Genomic DNA, 16769 nt, shown 5'->3' with positions numbered 1-16769 from the left:
GGAGTCATCATGTCGAAAATGCACGCAGTGGTCACCGGCGCCACCAGCGGTATCGGGCTGGCCGTGGCCCGGCTGCTCGCCGGCAACGGGCACACCGTCTACCTCGGCGCCCGCACCGCGGAGAACGTCGCCACCACCGTCAAGGAGTTCACCGAAGCCGGCCTCGAGGTGGACGGCAGCGCCGTCGACGTGCGTTCGGGTGAGTCGGTGCACGAGTTCATCGAAGCCGCCACCGCCCGGTTCGGCCCGGTGGACGTGCTGGTCAACAACGCGGGTATCAGCGGCGGCGGCGTCACCGCGGACCTGGTGGACGAGATCTGGGACAACGTCATCGACACCAACCTCAACAGCGTCTTCCGGATGACGCGCGAGGTGCTCAACACCGGCGGGATGCGCCACCGCAGCCGCGGCCGGATCATCAACATCGCCTCGACCGCGGGCAAGCAGGGTGTGGTCCTCGGCGCACCGTATTCGGCGTCCAAGCACGGTGTCGTCGGGTTCACCAAGGCGCTCGGCAACGAGCTCGCGCCGACCGGCATCACCGTCAACGCCGTCTGCCCCGGCTATGTGGAAACGCCGATGGCACAGCAGGTTCGGCGTAACTACGCGAGCCTGCAGCAGAGCACCGAGGACGCGGTGATGGCGAAGTTCACCGCCAAGATCCCGCTCGGCCGCTACTGCACTCCGGAGGAAGTGGCGGGCCTGGTCGGCTATCTCGCCTCCGACACCGCCGCGTCCATCACCGCCCAGGCGATGAATGTCTGTGGCGGACTCGGGAATTACTGAAAGGGGATCGACCATGTCCGCATCCGTATCCGTCACCACCACCGGCCATGCCGAGCATTCGATCGAGATCGCCGCGCCCGCGGCGACCGTCTACCGGCTGCTCGCGGAGGTGGAGAACTGGCCACAGTTGTTCCCGCCCACCATCTTCGCCGACTACCTCGACAACGACGACCGCGAGCAGCGCATCCGGATCTGGGCCACCGCGGGCGAGAGCGTCAAGCACTGGGTGTCGCGCCGGGTACTCGATCCGGAGCAGCGCCGCATCGAGTTCCGCCAGGAGGTCAGCAGCGCGCCGATCGCCGCGATGGGCGGCACCTGGATCATCGAGGCGCTCTCGGTGAATCGGAGCAACGTACGCCTGCTGCACGACTACCAGGCCACCGAGGAAGACCAGCTGAGCTGGATCGACCAGGTGGTCGACCGCAATTCGACCACCGAGCTCGCCGCGCTGAAGCGCAATATCGAACTCGGCGACGCGGGCACCGACGCGACGTTCTCCTTCGAGGACACCGTCGAGGTGGCGGGCAAGGCCGCCGATGTGTTCGGGTTCATCAGCCAAGCGCAGCTGTGGCCGGAGCGGCTGCCGCATGTGGCGGGGGTCGAGCTGATCGAACCGGGTCCCGGCATCCAGTCACTGGCGATGGACACGGTGGCGATGGACGGTTCCCAGCACCGCACCATGTCGTATCGCATCGTGTTCCCGGACACCATGATCGCCTACAAGCAGCTGACCATGCCCGCGCTGATGACGCTGCACACCGGGTACTGGACCGTGCGGCCGGCCGAGGGCGGGGTGGCGGTGTCGTCACAGCACAGCGTGGTGATCAACACCGACAACATCACCGCGGTCCTCGGTCCCGACGCCGATGTGGCGACCGCGAGGGAGTACGTGCAGCGGGCGCTGAGCACCAACAGCATGGCCACCCTGGCCCATGCCAAGAAGTTCGCCGAGGAACGGTCATGAGCTCCGCGGAGGCGAGCGCGGCGCTCCTGTCACCGGGCGTGCACCGGATCACCCTGGACGCGGCGGGAATTCCGATGTCCGGCCTGCTCAGTACGCCCGCCTTGGCCCTGCCCCGTGCCACCATCGTCGCCCTGCACGGGGCAGGGATGTCCGCCGCGTACTTCCACGGCCGCGCCCACCCGGACGTGTCGCTGCTCAGCACCGCCACCCGGCTGGGCTACGCGGTGCTGGCACTGGACCGTCCCGGCTACGGCGCCTCGGTCGACGCCCTGCCCGACGGTCAGTCGCTGACCGACCAGGCCGAGACCGTGCGTGCCGCACTCACCGACTTCACCGCCGACAACGAGGTCGGCGCCGGGATGTTCCTGCTCGGGCACTCCTTCGGCGGCAAGCTCGCCCTCACCATGGCGACCGAGAGCGAGTTCTGCGGCGTCGACGTCTCGGGCTGCGGGCACCTCTACAACGAGGACACCGAAACCAAGATGTGGCAACGCAATTGGGGCGATCTCCAGTTGTATCCGCCCGGCACCTTCGCCCGGTCGGGCGCGGCGGTGGACTCTACGCCGATGCTGGAACTGGTCGACGCCGCCGCCTGGCCGCAGACCTTCGCCGAACTGGCCGATCGCATCCGGATTCCGGTGCGGTTCAGCTTCGCCGAGCAGGAGAAGTGGTGGCGCACCGACGATGCCGCGCTCGCCGACCTGTCCGCCCTGCTGGCCTCGGCGCCCCGCCGCGGCTTGACCCGCGTCCCGCAGGCGGGCCACAACATCAGCCTGGGCTGGGCGGCCAGGGCTTATCACACGAGTGCGCTGGCCTTTTTCGAAACCTGCCTGCTCGACCCCATCGCGGCCTGAGCGAGAGGACACCGCTGTGACCGAGGAATACACGCTGCCGTTCACCTCCGACGGTGACCTCGACCGGATCGACGAACTGCGCCTGCGTAAGGAACTGGCTGAGCTCGGCCCCGATCCGGCCGCGACCGAGCGCCAGCACGCCAAGGGCAAACTGACCGCCCGCGAACGGATCTCGCTGCTGCTCGATCCGGACTCGTTCACCGAACTCGAACCGTTGCGCAGGCATCGGGCCACCGGGTTCGGCCTCGAGCACAGCAGGCCCTACACCGACGGCGTGGTGGCCGGCTGGGGCACCGTCGACGGACGCACCACCTTCGTCTACGCCCACGACTTCCGGATCTTCGGCGGTGCGCTGGGCGAGGCGCACGCCGAGAAGATCCACAAAGTCATGGATCTGGCGATCACCGCGGGGGCGCCGCTGGTGTCGCTGAACGACGGTGCGGGCGCCCGGATCCAGGAGGGTGTCGCCGCCTTGGCCGGCTACGGCGGCATCTTCCGGCGCAATACCGCAGCCTCTGGGGTGATTCCCCAGATCAGCGTCATGCTGGGGCCCTGTGCGGGCGGGGCCGCCTACTCCCCCGCCCTGACCGATTTCGTCCTGATGGTGCGCGGCACCGCACAGATGTTCATCACCGGGCCCGAGGTGGTCACCGCGGTCACGGGCGAATCGGTGACCCTCGACGGATTGGGCGGCGCCGACATCCACGCCGAGCGCTCCGGTGTCGCGCACTTCGTCCACGACGACGAGGCGACCTGCCTCGCCGATGTGCGCTACCTGCTCTCCTTCCTGCCACAGAACAACCGGGAACTGCCGCCGGTGGTGCCCACCGACGACCCGGTCGACCGGTCATGCCCCGCGCTCGGCGATCTCGTCCCCGACACCGGGACCACGCCCTACGACATCCGCGCGGTGATCGCCGAAATCGTCGACGACGGCGCATATCTGGAGATCCAGGAACGCTGGGCCGCCAATATCGTCATCGCACTGGCCCGGATGAACGGCCAGACAGTCGGTTTCGTCGCCAACCAACCACAGTGTCTGGCAGGCACTCTCGATATCAGCGCCAGCGAGAAGGCCGCACGCTTCGTCCAGATGTGCGATGCGATGAACATCGCGCTGATCACCCTGCTCGATGTGCCGGGGTTCCTGCCCGGGGTCGGCCAGGAACACAGCGGCATCATCCGGCACGGCGCGAAGCTGCTGTACGCCTACTGCAACGCGACCGTGCCGCGGATCTCGATCGTGCTGCGCAAGGCCTACGGCGGCGCCTACATCGTCATGGACTCGCGCAGTGTCGGCGCCGATCTGGCGTTGGCCTGGCCGACCAACGAGATCGCAGTGATGGGCGCACAGGGCGCCGCGAACGTGGTCTTCCGCAAACAGATCGCCGCCGCCGACGACCCCGACGCGGCCAGGACCGAGCTCGTTGCCCGGTACGCCCGCGAGTTGATGCATCCCTACTACGCCGCCGAGCGCGGCCTGGTCGACGACGTCATCGACCCGGCCGACACCCGCTCGATCCTCATCAGATCACTGAACATGCTGCGCGCCAAGCATTCCGAGCCGCCGGTGCGCAAGCACGGCAACCCACCCCAGTAGGAGGACCACATGTCCGATTCCCTAGCGCTGGTCGATTCCCGAATCGATCCGAGCGAAGAGATGATCGCCGCCGTCGCCGCGGTGTTGCTGACCTATGACGAGCAGGCCGAAGAGCTGTCGCCGCCCCAGGCGGTGTTGCCCTACACCCGGTTTCGCGATCCGCGCGGCTGGCGCTAGCCCATGCCCCGACCCGACGATCTGATCGGCACCTGGCAACTCGCGTCGTTCCACGACACCGATCCCACGGGCACGCCGACGCCCGGCCCGCTCGGCGCCGAGCCCGCCGGGTTCCTCACCTACACCGCGTCCGGCCACCTCTCGGTCGCGATGATGCGCACCGCCCCCGGCGAACCCGCGTTCATGGGATACGCGGGCCGCTGGAGCGTCGACGACGGCGTCCTGCGCCATCACATCCTCGTCTGCTCACGCACCGACTGGGTCGGCGAGGAACAAGTCCGCATCGCCGAGCTGACCGACGGTCTGCTCACCATCCGCACCACCCCCGACAACGGCCGCGTCGTGCAGTGGCGCAGGGCCGAAGCAGCACAGGAGAAGCATGCGATTCGAAGGTAAGACCGCTCTGATCACCGGATCGAGCGAGGGCATCGGCTACGCGATCGCGGCGGCGCTCGTCGCCGAGGGCGCGAAGGTGGTACTCACCGGGCGCCGGGAGAAGGAACTGGCCGAGGCGGCGGGCACCCTGGGCGCGGCCTGGATCAGCGGCGACATCGCCGATCCGGACACCGCGCACCACGCCGTCGACCACGCGGTCGAGCAGTTCGGCGGCCTCGACCTCCTGGTGTGCAATGCCGGAATCCTCATTCCCGGTGCGATTTTCGCCCAGCCGATGGCGGAAGTGAACCGGATCATCGACGTCAACCTGCGCGGCACCATCGCCACCGTCGCCGCGGCGGTGCCCGCCCTGGCCAAGCAGACCGGTTCCTCGATCGCGGTCATCTCCTCCGCCATCGGCCGCAAGCCGGGACCGGGCACCGGCATCTACGGCGCTACCAAGGCGGCCCTGCAATACCTGGTGCCGACGTGGGCAAGTGAACTCGGCCCCAGGGGAATTCGAGTCAACGGCGTCTGTGCCGGCATCACCGAGACCCCGGGCTTCCGCGCGGGCGCCGAGGCGATCGCGGGACTGGAGGAAGGCGTCGTCGCCACGAACGTGATCAAACGCATCGCCACCGCCGACGAGGTCGCGGCGCCGGTACTGACCCTGCTCGATTCCACGGGCGCCGGTTTCGTCACCGGCTCGATCTGGGACATCGACGGCGGCTACGGACTCGGAGCACACCATGGCTGACCATGACGTGATCGTCGTCGGGGCGGGGCACAACGGCCTCACCGCCGCCGCCTACCTCGCCAAGGCGGGCCTGGATGTCGTCGTCCTGGAGGCCAAGCCGGAGATCGGCGGTGGCGTCGTCAGCGAGGCGGTGACCCTGCCCGGTCACCAGCACGACCTGCACGCCGCCGCGCACATCTTCATCCACGGCAATCCGATGATCCTCGACGACGAACTGGGCCTGCTCGCCGAGCACGGGCTGAGCTATGTCTATCCCGACCCCAGCATGTCGGTGGTGTTCCCCGACGACGACTTCATCGCCTTCTATCACGACGTGCACAAGACGGCCGAGACGATCGCGCGGATCTCCCCCGTCGACGCCGAGAACTATCTGCGTTTCTACGAATTCGCGAGCCCGCTGCTCGACCAGCTGCTGCCCGCGATGTTCCGCCCGCCTGCCCCGCTCGGCGCGCTGTTCGCGCAGCTGGAACAGTCCGAGATCGGTCAGGAGACGATGCGGGTGCTCATGATGAGCTACCTCGATGTCTGCCACGAGTGGTTCGTGCACCCGAAAGTCAAAGCGGCCCTGTGCCGTTGGGTGTCGGAACTGCTGATCTCACCGGACGAGGGCGGCACCGGCGCCTTCCTGCTGCTGATGGTGCCGTTCATCCATCGCTACGGCATGGGTTTCGCGGTGGGCGGCTCGCAGTCACTGTCCGACGCGCTCGCCGCCGCGCTGCGCGGCTACGGCGGCACCATCCACACCGGCGCGAAGGTCGAGCGGTTCAGGTTCGACGGCGACCGGGTCACCGGGGTGCGCTGCGCCGACGGCACCGAGTTCAGCGCGCGTCGCGCTGTCCTGGCCGACCTCAATATCAAGCAGCTGCCCGCGATGGTGGAGCACCGATTCGGCGCCGAGTGGGAGCGCAAGGTCGACCGGATCAAGTCCGCCGGTTTCCGCCTGGTCGCCGGGCATCTCGTCCTGAGCGAGGCGCCCGAGTTCCGGGCCGGGCCGGAGGTCACCGAAGCCGGTTTCCAGGAGGTCGCCCTCGATCTGCCCGACCTGCTGCGTACCTTCGACCAGCTCAAATACGGCGAACCGGTGCACACCATCCCGACGGTCTCGACCGCCACCCGCTGGGACCCCAGCAGGGCCCCCGCCCCGCATCACACGCTCTACCTGCTCGGATATGCCCCGATGGAGCTGGCCGAGGGCGATTGGGACAGCCGCAAGGAGGAGATCTTCGATCAGGTCTTCGCCACCTTCGCGCAGATGACCACGAATATCGGCCCCGATCAGGTGCTGTCGCGGGTGGTGCACAGCCCACTGGACATGGAGCGCTACAACGACGCCTGGGTGGACGGCGATCCCGGCCACTTCGGCTGCCAGCTGTTTCAGTTCATGGGTATGCGACCGCTGCCGAACATGGGCTACCGGCTGCCCGCCGAGGGCTTCTATCTCGTCGGGCCGTCCACTCATCCCGGCCAGGGTGTCACCGGTGGCGCGAGAGCCGCCGCGCTGGCGGTCCTCGCCGACCTGGGGATGGGCGCCTGATGACCACCGAACCCGGCCCCGCCGAAGTCCAGGAAGCGATCACCGAACTCCTGCGCACCGAGGAGCTCGCCGCACTGGCCACCATCGACGAGCAGGGCGCGCCGTCGACCTCGGCCATGCACATCGCCGCCGACGGTCTCATCGCCTACATGCACACCTTCCAATTCAATCGCAAACACGCTCAGATGCAACAGAATCCGAATGTCAGCTACGTGGTGAGCCATATTCCACCCGGCGGTTTCGCGGGTCGCCACGCCATTCATTCGGTGCAGATCCAGGGGCGCGCCACGCTGGTCACCGATCCCGCCGAGATCCAGCGGGCCGTCACTCTGAGCTTCGAGCAGTTCCCGTGGCTCGCCGATATCTCCCTCTACGACAATGTCAAACTCCCCGACGAAGGCCAGCAGGTGTTCTATCGCATCGAACCGACCCGCGGACTGTGGGCCGATCACCGGGTCCGCCAGCTCTGGCGGGTGTTCCTGGAATTCAGCTACGACGGCCGCACCGTCACCGGTTGCCGCCCTTACCATTCGGCGCGCCGAACCGGGTGAGTTCGGGCTGTGAGGTCGCACAGTCTGCTTGACTCGACCCATCGGAAACTGATCAGCTGGCTGATGTGTTCAACGTTGGGTGGGGAAGATCTCGTCGGCTGAGCCGAGCTCTCACGATCGTCGCGACGGCCGTGGTCGTGTCGTCCATCGGCACCTCCGCGGCCGTTGCCGCGCCGCCGGTGATACGAACGCCCGCAGGCGGTTTCGAGGATTTGATCGTGCCGTCGAGCATGGGCCCGATCAAGGTCCAGGTGCAGTGGGCGGCGCGCGGCGGCAGCTCCGCGCTGTATCTGCTCGACGGTCTGCGTGCCCCCGACGACCACAGCCAATGGACCACCGACACCGACGCGCTGCGCCAATTCGCCGGCGACAACGTCACTGTGGTGTTCCCGGTCGGCGGGCACTCCAGCTTCTACACCGACTGGTACCGGCCCAGCAGCACCAACGGCCAGAAGACGACCTACCGGTGGGAAACGTTCCTCACCCGTGAACTGCCCGATTTCCTTGCCGGATATGGGGTCTCGCGCACCAACAACGCCATCGTCGGCGCGTCCATGGGCGGCAACGCCGCACTGACCCTCGCCGCCCACCATCGTGACCAGTTCCGCTTCGCCGGTTCGTTCTCCGGCTTCGTCAACCCGACCTACCCGATGTGGAACCAGGCCATGCGCGTCGCCATGCTCGACGAGGGCAATTTCAACGTCGACGACATGTGGGGCCCGGCCGGCGACCCCGCGTGGGCCCGCAACGACGCCACCGCCCAGGTCGAGCGGCTGCGCGGCCTGCCTGTCTATGTGACCACCGGCAACGGCATCCCGGGCGCCGCCGATGTCCCCTACGGCCTCGGCAACACCCTCAACGCGATGAGCCTCGAGGCGATGACGGTGGTCGCCGCCGGCATCTTCCGCGACCGGGCCACCGCCCTCGGCGTCTCCGCGCGCGTCGACATCGTCAACGGCACCCACAACTGGCCGTACTGGCAACAGGCCCTCACCACCGCCCGCCCGATGATCCTGGACGCACTGTCGGCCTGACTCGGCAGCCGACGGTGTCGCCAGTGGCGCGACGTCGCCGATTGCTACCGTGCTGACATGTCAGACAGGTCCCCCTCGGCCCGCGTCCTCGTGCTCGGCGGCGCCCGCTCCGGAAAATCCGCCTTCGCCGAGGCCGTGCTGACCGACGCACCCTCCGTTCGCTATCTGGCCACCGCCGTGGTCGATCCCGCCGATCACGACTTCGCCGACCGGATCGCCGTCCACCGTGACCGCCGCCCCGCACACTGGACGACCGTCGAGAACGCCGAGCCCGCAACGGTTCTCGCCACCGGCGCGCCCGCGACCCTGCTCGACGACATCGGCACCTGGCTCACCGCGCGCCTCGACGCCCGTGCGGCCTGGGACGCACCGCGCGGCACCGTCACCCCCGACTGCGACATGCTCGTCGAGGCTGTCGCGGCCTACCGGGAACGGCTGGTGATCGTCTCGCCCGAGGTGGGCATGGGCGTTATCCCGGCGACCCGCTCGGGGCGGCTGTTCCGCGACGAGATCGGCACACTGAACCAGCGTCTCGCGCGGGCGTGCGACGAGGCGTACCTCATCGTCGCCGGGCTGCCGCTTCGATTGAAATGAGCCGGGTCGGTCGGCGCCGCGCACCGTGATCCGGGCAAGATGAGCGTCGAACACCCCGTACCACTTCCGAAAGGCTTGCCAGTGACTCACGGATTCGACCCGGTCGCGGCCCCGGACGCGCAGGTGCGCGCGGCGGCCGAGCAGCGCCAGACGCAGCTCACCAAACCGGCCGGATCGCTGGGACGGCTCGAGGAACTCGGCAACTGGGTCGCCGCGTGCCAGGGAGTGTGCCCGCCCGCGCAGTTCGAACGGGCCAGGGTGGTGCTGTTCGCGGGTGATCACGGCGTGGCGAAGCACGGTGTCTCGGCGTATCCGAGCGAGGTCACCGCGCAGATGGTGGCCAATTTCCTGGCCGGCGGCGCGGCCGTGAACGCGCTGGCCGCCGTGGCGGGCGCGACCGTGCGGGTCGTCGATGTCGCCGTCGACGGTGATACCGAGCCCTCGGTGTCCCAGCACAAGGTGCGCCGCTCGAGCGGTTCCATCGACCGCGAGGACGCGCTCACCGACGCCGAGGTCACCGCCGCGCTGGCCGCGGGTCGCGCGATCGCCGACGAGGAAATCGACGCGGGCGCCGACCTGCTCATCGCCGGCGACATGGGCATCGGCAACACCACCCCCGCCACCGTTCTCATCGCCGTCCTCACCGGCACCGAACCCGTCGCCGCGGTCGGCCGCGGCACCGGCGTCGACGACCAGGGCTGGATCCGCAAGGTCGCCGCCATCCGCGACGGCATGCGCCGCGCCCGCCCCGTCGCCACCGATCCCGTCGACCTGCTCCGCGTCGCCGCGGGCGCCGACTTCGCCGCCATGGCCGGTTTCCTCGCTCAGGCCGCGATCCGCCGCACCCCAGTCCTGCTCGACGGCGTGGTGGTCACCGCCGCCGCCCTGGTCGCCGAAGACATCGCCGCGGGCGCGAAAGCCTGGTGGCTGCCGGCCCACCGCTCCACCGAACCGGCCCACGACCTGGCCTTGAAGCACCTGCGCCTGACCCCGCTGATCGACCTCGAGATGCGCCTCGGCGAAGGCTCCGGCGCCCTGACCGCCCTCCCGATCCTGCGGGCCGCGGTCGCCACCCTCGCCGAGATGTCGACCTTCGCCGACGCGGGCGTCAGCACCTCGGGCGAGGAATCGGACACCGTCGACCTGGCCAAGTGAACGCGCTCCGACTCGCGGTCTCCTGGCTGACGGTCGTCCCGATCGCCGGCCCGGCACTGGTCGACCGGCGCACAGCGGGCCACGCGATCACTCTCGCCCCGCTGATCGGGCTCGCTCTGGGAGCGTTCGCGGCGGGCGCCCTCCGGTTATCGGTCAGCGCGGGCCTGACCACCCTGCTCGCCGGTTTCCTGGTCGTCGGCCTGCTCGCCCTGCTCACCCGGGGCATGCATCTCGACGGCCTGGCCGACACCGTCGACGGGCTCGGCAGCTACGGTCCCCCCGCGCGTGCCCGCGAGATCATGAAGTCCGGCGGTGCGGGCCCGTTCGGCGTCGCCGCTCTCATCTTCGCCATCGCTGTTCAAGCGGTGGCTTTCGCGACCCTGGCCGAACAGCACCGCTGGCTCGCGCTCGTCCTCGCCGTCGCCGCGGGCCGAGTCGCCGTCGTGCTCGCCTGCCGCACCGGCATCCCCGCCGCCCCCGACGCGGGTTTCGGCGCATTGGTCGCAGGCACTCAGCCCCGCGCCGCCGTGCTGATCTGGCCGACGTTCGCCGTTGTCGCCGCGGTCGCGGCGGTGCCAGACAACCTCTGGCTCGGCCCCGTCGTGATGATCGCCGCCCTCGCGCTGACCGCCACGATCACTCGCCACTGCGTCCGCCGTTTCGAGGGCCTGTCCGGCGATATCCTCGGCACTGTCGTGGAGATCACGGTTTCGATTGCCGCAGTTGGCTTCTCGCTGGGGTTATAGCCGATCGCACATTCACCGCAAACTCGGACTGGTCACAAGTCCAAGATATCGGCGATTGTGTGCTCCCACAGACCGTCCGGTCAACGGTACTCGGGTGCATCCCCAGCACACCGGTGGCAATACAGTGGAGCGCATGTCATCCGAGCGCCTCTACTTCCGCCAGCTGCTGTCCGGCCGGGATTACGCCGTCGGCGATCCGATCGCCACGCAGATGCGCAACTTCGCGTATCTGATCGGCGACCGGGAGACCGGCGAGACCCTCCTGGTCGACCCCGCCTACCAGGCTGCCGACCTGGTCGACGTCGCGGAGGCCGACGGCATGCGGGTATCCGGCGTGCTCGCCACCCACCATCATCCCGACCATGTCGGTGGCACCATGCTCGGTTTCACCCTCGGCGGCGTGGCCGAACTGCTCGAGAAGACCAGCGTCCCGGTGCATGTCAACAAGCACGAACTCGAGTGGGTCGCCCAGACCACCGGCATCGCCCCCAGCGATCTGACCGGCCACGACCACGGAGACAAGGTGACGGTCGGCGCGTTCGACATCGAGTTACTCCACACGCCCGGCCACACGCCGGGTAGCCAGTGCTTCCTGTTCGACGGTCGCCTCATCTCCGGCGACACCCTGTTCGTGGACGGCTGCGGCCGCACCGACTTCCCCGGCGGCGACTCCGACGAGATGTTCCGCAGCCTGCGCCAGCTCGCCGCCCTCGACGGCAACCCGGTCGTCTACCCCGGCCACTGGTACTCCGAAGCGCCGAGCGGCGCACTGGCCTCCCTGCGCGACAGCAACTACGTGCTGCGGCCGAAGTCCCTGGGCGAGTGGCAGGCGCTGATGCCGGGCTGACAGCACAAGAGCGGGCCCCGCGATGGGGACCCGCTCTCGAATGCTGTTGTGGCGCTTACAGAGTCCGCATCCACCCATGGGTGTCGGCGAAGGTGCCGCGCTGGATTCCGGTCAACGTGTCGCGCAGCGCCATCGTCACCTCACCGGGCTCCCCACCGCCGATGGCGAATTCACCGTCACCGGACTTCACCCAGCCGACCGGCGTGATCACCGCGGCGGTCCCGCACGCGAAGACCTCACTGATCTCCCCGGATTCGGCGCCCTTGCGCCATTCCTCCACCGAGATCTTGCGCTCCTCCACCGGGTAGCCGGAGTCGGCGGCCAGGGTGAGCAACGAGTCGCGGGTGATACCGGGCAGCAGCGAACCCGACAGCTCGGGAGTCACCAGTCGCGCTTCCGAGCCGGTGCCGAACACGAAGAACAGGTTGTTGGTGCCCATCTCCTCGACGTAGCGACGCTCGCAGGCGTCCAGCCAGACCACCTGGTCACAGCCCTCGTCGGTGGCCTGCGCCTGCGCGAGCAGCGACGAGGCGTAGTTGCCCGCCACCTTCGCCTCACCGGTGCCGCCGGGAGCCGCGCGCACGTACTCGGTGGACAGCCACACCCGCACCGGCTTCACACCACGCGGGAAATAGGCCCCGGCAGGCGAGGCGAGCAGCAGGTACTTGTAGGCCGACGCGGGCTTCACGCCCAGGCCCGCCTCGGTGGAGAACATGAACGGCCGCAGGTACAGCGAATCCTCGCCACCGGCCGCGGGCACCCAGTCGGAGTCGACGTCGAGGAGCTGGCGCACGGACTCGATGAACAGTTCCTCGGGCAGTTCCGCCATCGCCATCCGCGCGGCCGAGCGGCGGAACCGCGCGGCGTTGGCATCGATGCGGAAGGTCGCGATCTCGCCGTCGGGCTGGCGGTAGGCCTTGAGCCCTTCGAAGATCGCCTGGCCGTAGTGGAACACCATGGTGGCCGGGTCCATCGACAGCGGGCCGTACGGTTCGACGCGCGCGTTGCCCCACCGGCCGTCGGCGTAGTCGATCGACACCATGTGATCGGTGAAGAATCGTCCGAAACCGGGGGCCGCCAGTACCTCTTCCCGCTGCTGCGCCGGGGTGGGCGCGGGGTGCGGAATACGGGTGAACTGTGCGGCGACTGTCATGGTGGGAATCCTATCCGGGCCGATTCGGTGCTGTCTCGCCCCCACTACGGGGGAGTTACTTGGTCTTGGTGTCGACGAACGGCGGCTTGACGACCGCGGCGCGCAGCTTGCGCCCGCGCACGTCGACCTCCACCTCGTCGCCGGGTTCGAGCTTCGCGTCGGTGTCGAGCAGCGCGAGCGCGATGCCGACCTTCAGCGACGGGGAGAACGTCCCCGAGGTGGTCTCGCCGACCGGCTCGCCGTCGCGGAGCACGGTCTGGCCCTGGCGCAGCACGCCGCGATCCAGTGCCTTCAGCCCCATCAGCGTACGGCGCGGGCCGTCGGCCTTCTCCTGCTCGAGCGCGGCCTTGCCCCAGAATTCCGGCTTCTTCCAGCCCACGGCCCAGCCGGTGCGGGCCTGGTTCGGGGTGATCTCGAGGGACAGTTCGTGTCCGTGCAGCGGGTAGCCCATCTCGGTGCGCAGGGTGTCGCGCGCGCCGAGTCCGGCCGCCTGGCCACCCTCGGCCTCGACCTGCGCGATCAGAGCACGGAACAACGGCTCCGCGTCAGCCCACGTCGGCAGCAGCTCGTAGCCGTGCTCGCCGGTGTAGCCGGTCCGGCACACGCGCACCGGGCGGCCCTGCCACTGGGCGTCGGCGTAGGCCATATACTCCATCTCGGTGGGCAGGCCGAGGGCGGTGAGCACCTCGGTGGCCTTGGGGCCCTGCACCGCGAACACCGCGTAGTCGCGATGCTGGTCGGTGACGGTGATCCCCTCGGGAGCGACCTTGCGCAACTCGGCGACCACCGCCGCGGTGTTGGCCGCGTTCGGTACCAGGAACACCTCGTCATCGCTGACGTAGTAGGCGATCAGGTCGTCGATCACGCCGCCGTCCTCGGCGCAGCACAGCGTGTACTGCGCCTTGCCCGGCTGGATCCGGCCCAGGTCGTTGGTCAGCGCCGAGTTCACGAAAGCCGCAGCTCCCGGCCCCGCGACCGTCGCCTTACCGAGGTGGCTCACATCGAAGAGCCCGACCGTGGTGCGCACCGCCGTGTGCTCGCCGACCGTCCCCGCGTACTGCACGGGCATCTCCCACCCGCCGAACGGCGCGAAGGTGGCGCCGAGTTCGACATGAACAGCGTGGATGGGGCCCTCGAGCAGCGCGGTGTCGGTCATGGGCAGAGTTTATCGGGCGAGGATCGCCGACATGAACGTACGTCGGATCGGCGCCGCCGCGCTTCTCGTCACCGCATCACTGCTTCGCGTCGAAAGATCGTGACGCCCAACGGCGGTAGTGTTCTGGATGTGAGTGATTTGCCCCGAGCACGCTTCGGCCATGTCGCCCGGATGGACGACACGATGAGCCGGGCGGTGTCCCGCATTCCGGAATCGCCGGTCGATCGCGGCATGCTGCGGTTGACCCGGTCTGCCAATACCGGCGGTCTATGGCTGGCCGTCGCGGCGGCGCTCGCGGTGAAGCCGGGTCCCCCGCGGCGGGCCGCGCTGCGCGGCGTCATCGCGCTCGGGGGCAGCAGCTTCGTCGTCAACCTCGTGCTCAAGACGCTGATCCCACGGCGGCGGCCGCCGGGCGAACTGATGCCGCTCGGCCGCAGGCTGGTCGCCGCGCCGGTGTCGTCGTCCTTCCCGTCCGGCCACAGCGCCAATGCCGCCGCCTTCGCCACGGCCGTCGCCCTGGAGAGCCCGCGCGCCGCGCTCGCCGTCGCGCCGGTCGCCGCCGCCGTCGCCTACTCGCGCATCCACACCGGCGCGCACTGGCCCTCCGATGTGCTGGTCGGCGCGGGCGTCGGCACCGCCGTCGCTCTCACCACCCGTCGCTGGTGGCCGATTCGCGAATCCGACGAGGCCGACGCGCACGTCGTGCACGACGCACCGATCCTCGCCGACGGCAAAGGCCTGCTGCTGCTGGTGAATCCCCGCTCCGGCGACTCCTCCTACGACCCCACGGCCGACATCGCCGAAGCCCTGCCCGCCGCGACGCTGGTACGCACCGAACCCGGCCGTGACGCCGTCGAGGTGTTGCAGGAAGCGGTCGACGCCGCCCTCGCGAGCGACGGCGACACCGCGGCTCGCGCGGCGAGCGACCACACCCCGGTCCTCGCGGTCGGCGCCGCGGGCGGAGACGGCACCATCGCCGCGGCGGCGGCCGTCGCGGTCCGCAACAACCTGCCCCTGGTCGTCATCCCCGCCGGCACCCTGAACCACTTCGCCCGCGACCTCGGCGTCTACGACCTGCGCGAGGTGGCCGATGCCACCGGCACCGGCGAGGCCGTCGAAGTCGACATCGCCGCAGTCGAACTCGGCACCACCGACGGCCCCTACACCCACCATTGGATCAACACCGCGAGCATCGGCGCCTACCCCGAACTGGTCCGCCTGCGCGAGAAGTGGGAAGACCGCTGGGGCAAGTGGCCCGCCTTCGCCGCCGCCCTCGTCGTCACCCTGCGCCGCGCGGAACCGATCCACATCCGGCTCGACGACCGCTGGCACGACATGTGGTTCCTGTTCATCGGCAACGGCCCCTACCACCCGCACGGCGCCGTGCCCGCCTTTCGCTCCCGCCTCGACGAGGGCCTGCTCGACGTCCGCTGGCTCCGCGCCGACGTCCGGTTCTCCCGCACCCGCGCCGTCATCGCCCTGATGCTCGCCGCCATCGGGCACAGCCGCGTCTACGGCGAACGCCAGATGCACGAACTCACCGTCACCTCGAAAACCCCCGTCGCGGTCGCCGCCGACGGCGAAGTAGTGGGCATCGCAACCACTTTCCGTTTCTCGGTGGCGGGCCGGATCCCGGCCTACCGCCGTAACGAGGACAACCCCCGCTGGGAAGACCGCCCACGACCCCACCACCGCCGCCCGCTGGCCTGGCTCACCGACCGCCGACGCTGACTTCCTCACAAACCCGTCTCGTCTCGATCACCATCGCCCACAACAACCTTGCGTCCCAGACCATGGGTACCGAGGATGGACAGATGAGCTCGCCGGACGGGGGACGTCCGATCACCGCAACCGAAGCCGCCCGCCGCTGGGACCCGTGGACCCCGAGCGTGGTCGCCGCCCGCCTCGCCACCTGTGCGGCCCCCTGGGCCGTCGCGGGCGGCTGGGCCCTTGACCTGTTCGCCGGCGCGATCTCCCGCGCCCACGACGACATCGAAATCACTGTCCCCCGAACGGATTTCCCCCAGATCGCCGCAGCCTTCCCCGAATACGAATGGGACGTCGTCGGCAGCGGCGAGCTCTGGCCCTATTCCCTGGCGGCGTCCTACCCCGAACTCCACCAGACCTGGCTGCGCGACCCCTTCACCGGCGCCTACCATCTCGACGTCTTCCGTGAACCGCACGACGGCGACACCTGGATCTGCCGCCGCGACCCCACGATCACGCTCCCCTACACCGAACTCATCCGCACCACGACCAACGGCATCCCCTATCTCGTTCCCGAGGTCGTGCTGCTGTTCAAGGCGAAAGCCAACCGCCCCAAGGACGACGGCGACTTCCGCCGCGTCCTCCCCCTGCTCCCCGAATACCGGCTCGCCCGCCTGAATTCCTGGCTGACCCAGCTCTACCCCGACCACCCGTGGCTGACCGAGATCTGTGCGCCCGCCATCGGCCCCACCACGGAATAGACCCGACGAACAGGCAGC

General features: G+C 69.2%; 18 protein-coding genes. 16 read left to right on the top strand and 2 right to left on the bottom strand.

The genetic code is table 11. From position 1 onward, the window contains the following. Positions 1 to 9: 9 nt before the first annotated feature. The 14 genes from fabG (at position 10) to ACFVJ5_RS33670 (ending at position 11974) form a co-directional block, all read left to right on the top strand. Complete coding sequence (gene fabG / locus ACFVJ5_RS33735) at positions 10 to 786, top strand: 3-oxoacyl-ACP reductase FabG (RefSeq protein WP_378992513.1); 777 nt, start codon at positions 10 to 12, stop codon at positions 784 to 786. Positions 787 to 799: 13 nt separating this feature from the next. Then, positions 800 to 1750, top strand: a complete 951-nt coding sequence (locus tag ACFVJ5_RS33730; protein WP_379226513.1) for an aromatase/cyclase — start codon at positions 800 to 802, stop codon at positions 1748 to 1750. Next, the gene (locus ACFVJ5_RS33725; RefSeq protein WP_379226511.1) at positions 1747 to 2604 is read left to right on the top strand and encodes an alpha/beta hydrolase; all 858 of its coding nucleotides are present in this window, start codon (positions 1747 to 1749) and stop codon (positions 2602 to 2604) included. The genes ACFVJ5_RS33730 and ACFVJ5_RS33725 overlap by 4 nt, the downstream gene beginning before the upstream one ends. A gap of 16 nt (positions 2605 to 2620) precedes the next feature. Further along, on the top strand, positions 2621 to 4204 hold the full coding sequence (locus tag ACFVJ5_RS33720) for an acyl-CoA carboxylase subunit beta (protein WP_379226509.1): 1584 nt from the start codon (positions 2621 to 2623) through the stop codon (positions 4202 to 4204). Between the two features lie 9 nt (positions 4205 to 4213). Continuing rightward, on the top strand, positions 4214 to 4381 hold the full coding sequence (locus tag ACFVJ5_RS33715) for a hypothetical protein (protein WP_379226507.1): 168 nt from the start codon (positions 4214 to 4216) through the stop codon (positions 4379 to 4381). Positions 4382 to 4384: 3 nt separating this feature from the next. Further along, complete coding sequence (locus ACFVJ5_RS33710) at positions 4385 to 4777, top strand: lipocalin-like domain-containing protein (RefSeq protein WP_379226505.1); 393 nt, start codon at positions 4385 to 4387, stop codon at positions 4775 to 4777. Further along, complete coding sequence (locus tag ACFVJ5_RS33705; RefSeq protein WP_379226503.1) at positions 4761 to 5513, top strand: SDR family NAD(P)-dependent oxidoreductase; 753 nt, start codon at positions 4761 to 4763, stop codon at positions 5511 to 5513. The genes ACFVJ5_RS33710 and ACFVJ5_RS33705 overlap by 17 nt, the downstream gene beginning before the upstream one ends. Then, positions 5506 to 7047 carry a phytoene desaturase family protein gene (locus ACFVJ5_RS33700; RefSeq protein ID WP_379226501.1) on the top strand — a complete coding sequence of 514 codons (1542 nt, stop codon included), beginning with the start codon at positions 5506 to 5508 and terminating at the stop codon, positions 7045 to 7047. The genes ACFVJ5_RS33705 and ACFVJ5_RS33700 overlap by 8 nt, the downstream gene beginning before the upstream one ends. After that, complete coding sequence (locus ACFVJ5_RS33695) at positions 7047 to 7598, top strand: pyridoxamine 5'-phosphate oxidase family protein (RefSeq protein ID WP_379226500.1); 552 nt, start codon at positions 7047 to 7049, stop codon at positions 7596 to 7598. The genes ACFVJ5_RS33700 and ACFVJ5_RS33695 overlap by 1 nt, the downstream gene beginning before the upstream one ends. Before the next feature lie 218 nt (positions 7599 to 7816). Then, positions 7817 to 8632 (top strand): alpha/beta hydrolase, encoded by an 816-nt coding sequence (locus tag ACFVJ5_RS33690; RefSeq protein ID WP_379226498.1) that lies wholly within the window; start codon positions 7817 to 7819, stop codon positions 8630 to 8632. A gap of 57 nt (positions 8633 to 8689) precedes the next feature. Beyond that, the gene (locus tag ACFVJ5_RS33685; protein WP_379226496.1) at positions 8690 to 9226 is read left to right on the top strand and encodes a bifunctional adenosylcobinamide kinase/adenosylcobinamide-phosphate guanylyltransferase; all 537 of its coding nucleotides are present in this window, start codon (positions 8690 to 8692) and stop codon (positions 9224 to 9226) included. 39 nt (positions 9227 to 9265) lie between these two features. Further along, complete coding sequence (cobT, locus tag ACFVJ5_RS33680; protein ID WP_379226494.1) at positions 9266 to 10381, top strand: nicotinate-nucleotide--dimethylbenzimidazole phosphoribosyltransferase; 1116 nt, start codon at positions 9266 to 9268, stop codon at positions 10379 to 10381. Next, on the top strand, positions 10378 to 11127 hold the full coding sequence (locus ACFVJ5_RS33675; protein WP_379226492.1) for an adenosylcobinamide-GDP ribazoletransferase: 750 nt from the start codon (positions 10378 to 10380) through the stop codon (positions 11125 to 11127). Before cobT ends, ACFVJ5_RS33675 begins: the two co-directional genes overlap by 4 nt. Before the next feature lie 133 nt (positions 11128 to 11260). Further along, positions 11261 to 11974: an MBL fold metallo-hydrolase gene (locus tag ACFVJ5_RS33670; RefSeq protein ID WP_379226490.1), complete on the top strand. Its 714-nt coding sequence runs from the start codon at positions 11261 to 11263 to the stop codon at positions 11972 to 11974. Positions 11975 to 12029: 55 nt separating this feature from the next. Here ACFVJ5_RS33670 and ACFVJ5_RS33665 read toward each other — a convergent pair whose 3' ends face one another. Then, on the bottom strand, positions 12030 to 13127 hold the full coding sequence (locus ACFVJ5_RS33665; RefSeq protein ID WP_379226488.1) for a branched-chain amino acid aminotransferase: 1098 nt from the start codon (positions 13125 to 13127) through the stop codon (positions 12030 to 12032). 55 nt (positions 13128 to 13182) lie between these two features. After that, positions 13183 to 14283, bottom strand: a complete 1101-nt coding sequence (gene gcvT / locus ACFVJ5_RS33660) for a glycine cleavage system aminomethyltransferase GcvT (protein WP_379226486.1) — start codon at positions 14281 to 14283, stop codon at positions 13183 to 13185. Between the two features lie 129 nt (positions 14284 to 14412). Here gcvT and ACFVJ5_RS33655 point away from each other — a divergent pair, with 129 nt between their 5' ends. Both ACFVJ5_RS33655 and ACFVJ5_RS33650 read left to right on the top strand, forming a co-directional pair. Continuing rightward, positions 14413 to 16014 carry a phosphatase PAP2 family protein gene (locus tag ACFVJ5_RS33655; RefSeq protein ID WP_379226484.1) on the top strand — a complete coding sequence of 534 codons (1602 nt, stop codon included), beginning with the start codon at positions 14413 to 14415 and terminating at the stop codon, positions 16012 to 16014. A gap of 83 nt (positions 16015 to 16097) precedes the next feature. Continuing rightward, positions 16098 to 16751, top strand: a complete 654-nt coding sequence (locus ACFVJ5_RS33650; protein ID WP_379226482.1) for a nucleotidyltransferase domain-containing protein — start codon at positions 16098 to 16100, stop codon at positions 16749 to 16751. Positions 16752 to 16769: the final 18 nt, after the last annotated feature.

Source organism: Nocardia sp. NPDC127606, from assembly GCF_042671725.1.
GTDB lineage: Bacteria > Actinomycetota > Actinomycetes > Mycobacteriales > Mycobacteriaceae > Nocardia.
This window is presented reverse-complemented; position numbering and strand designations above follow the sequence as displayed.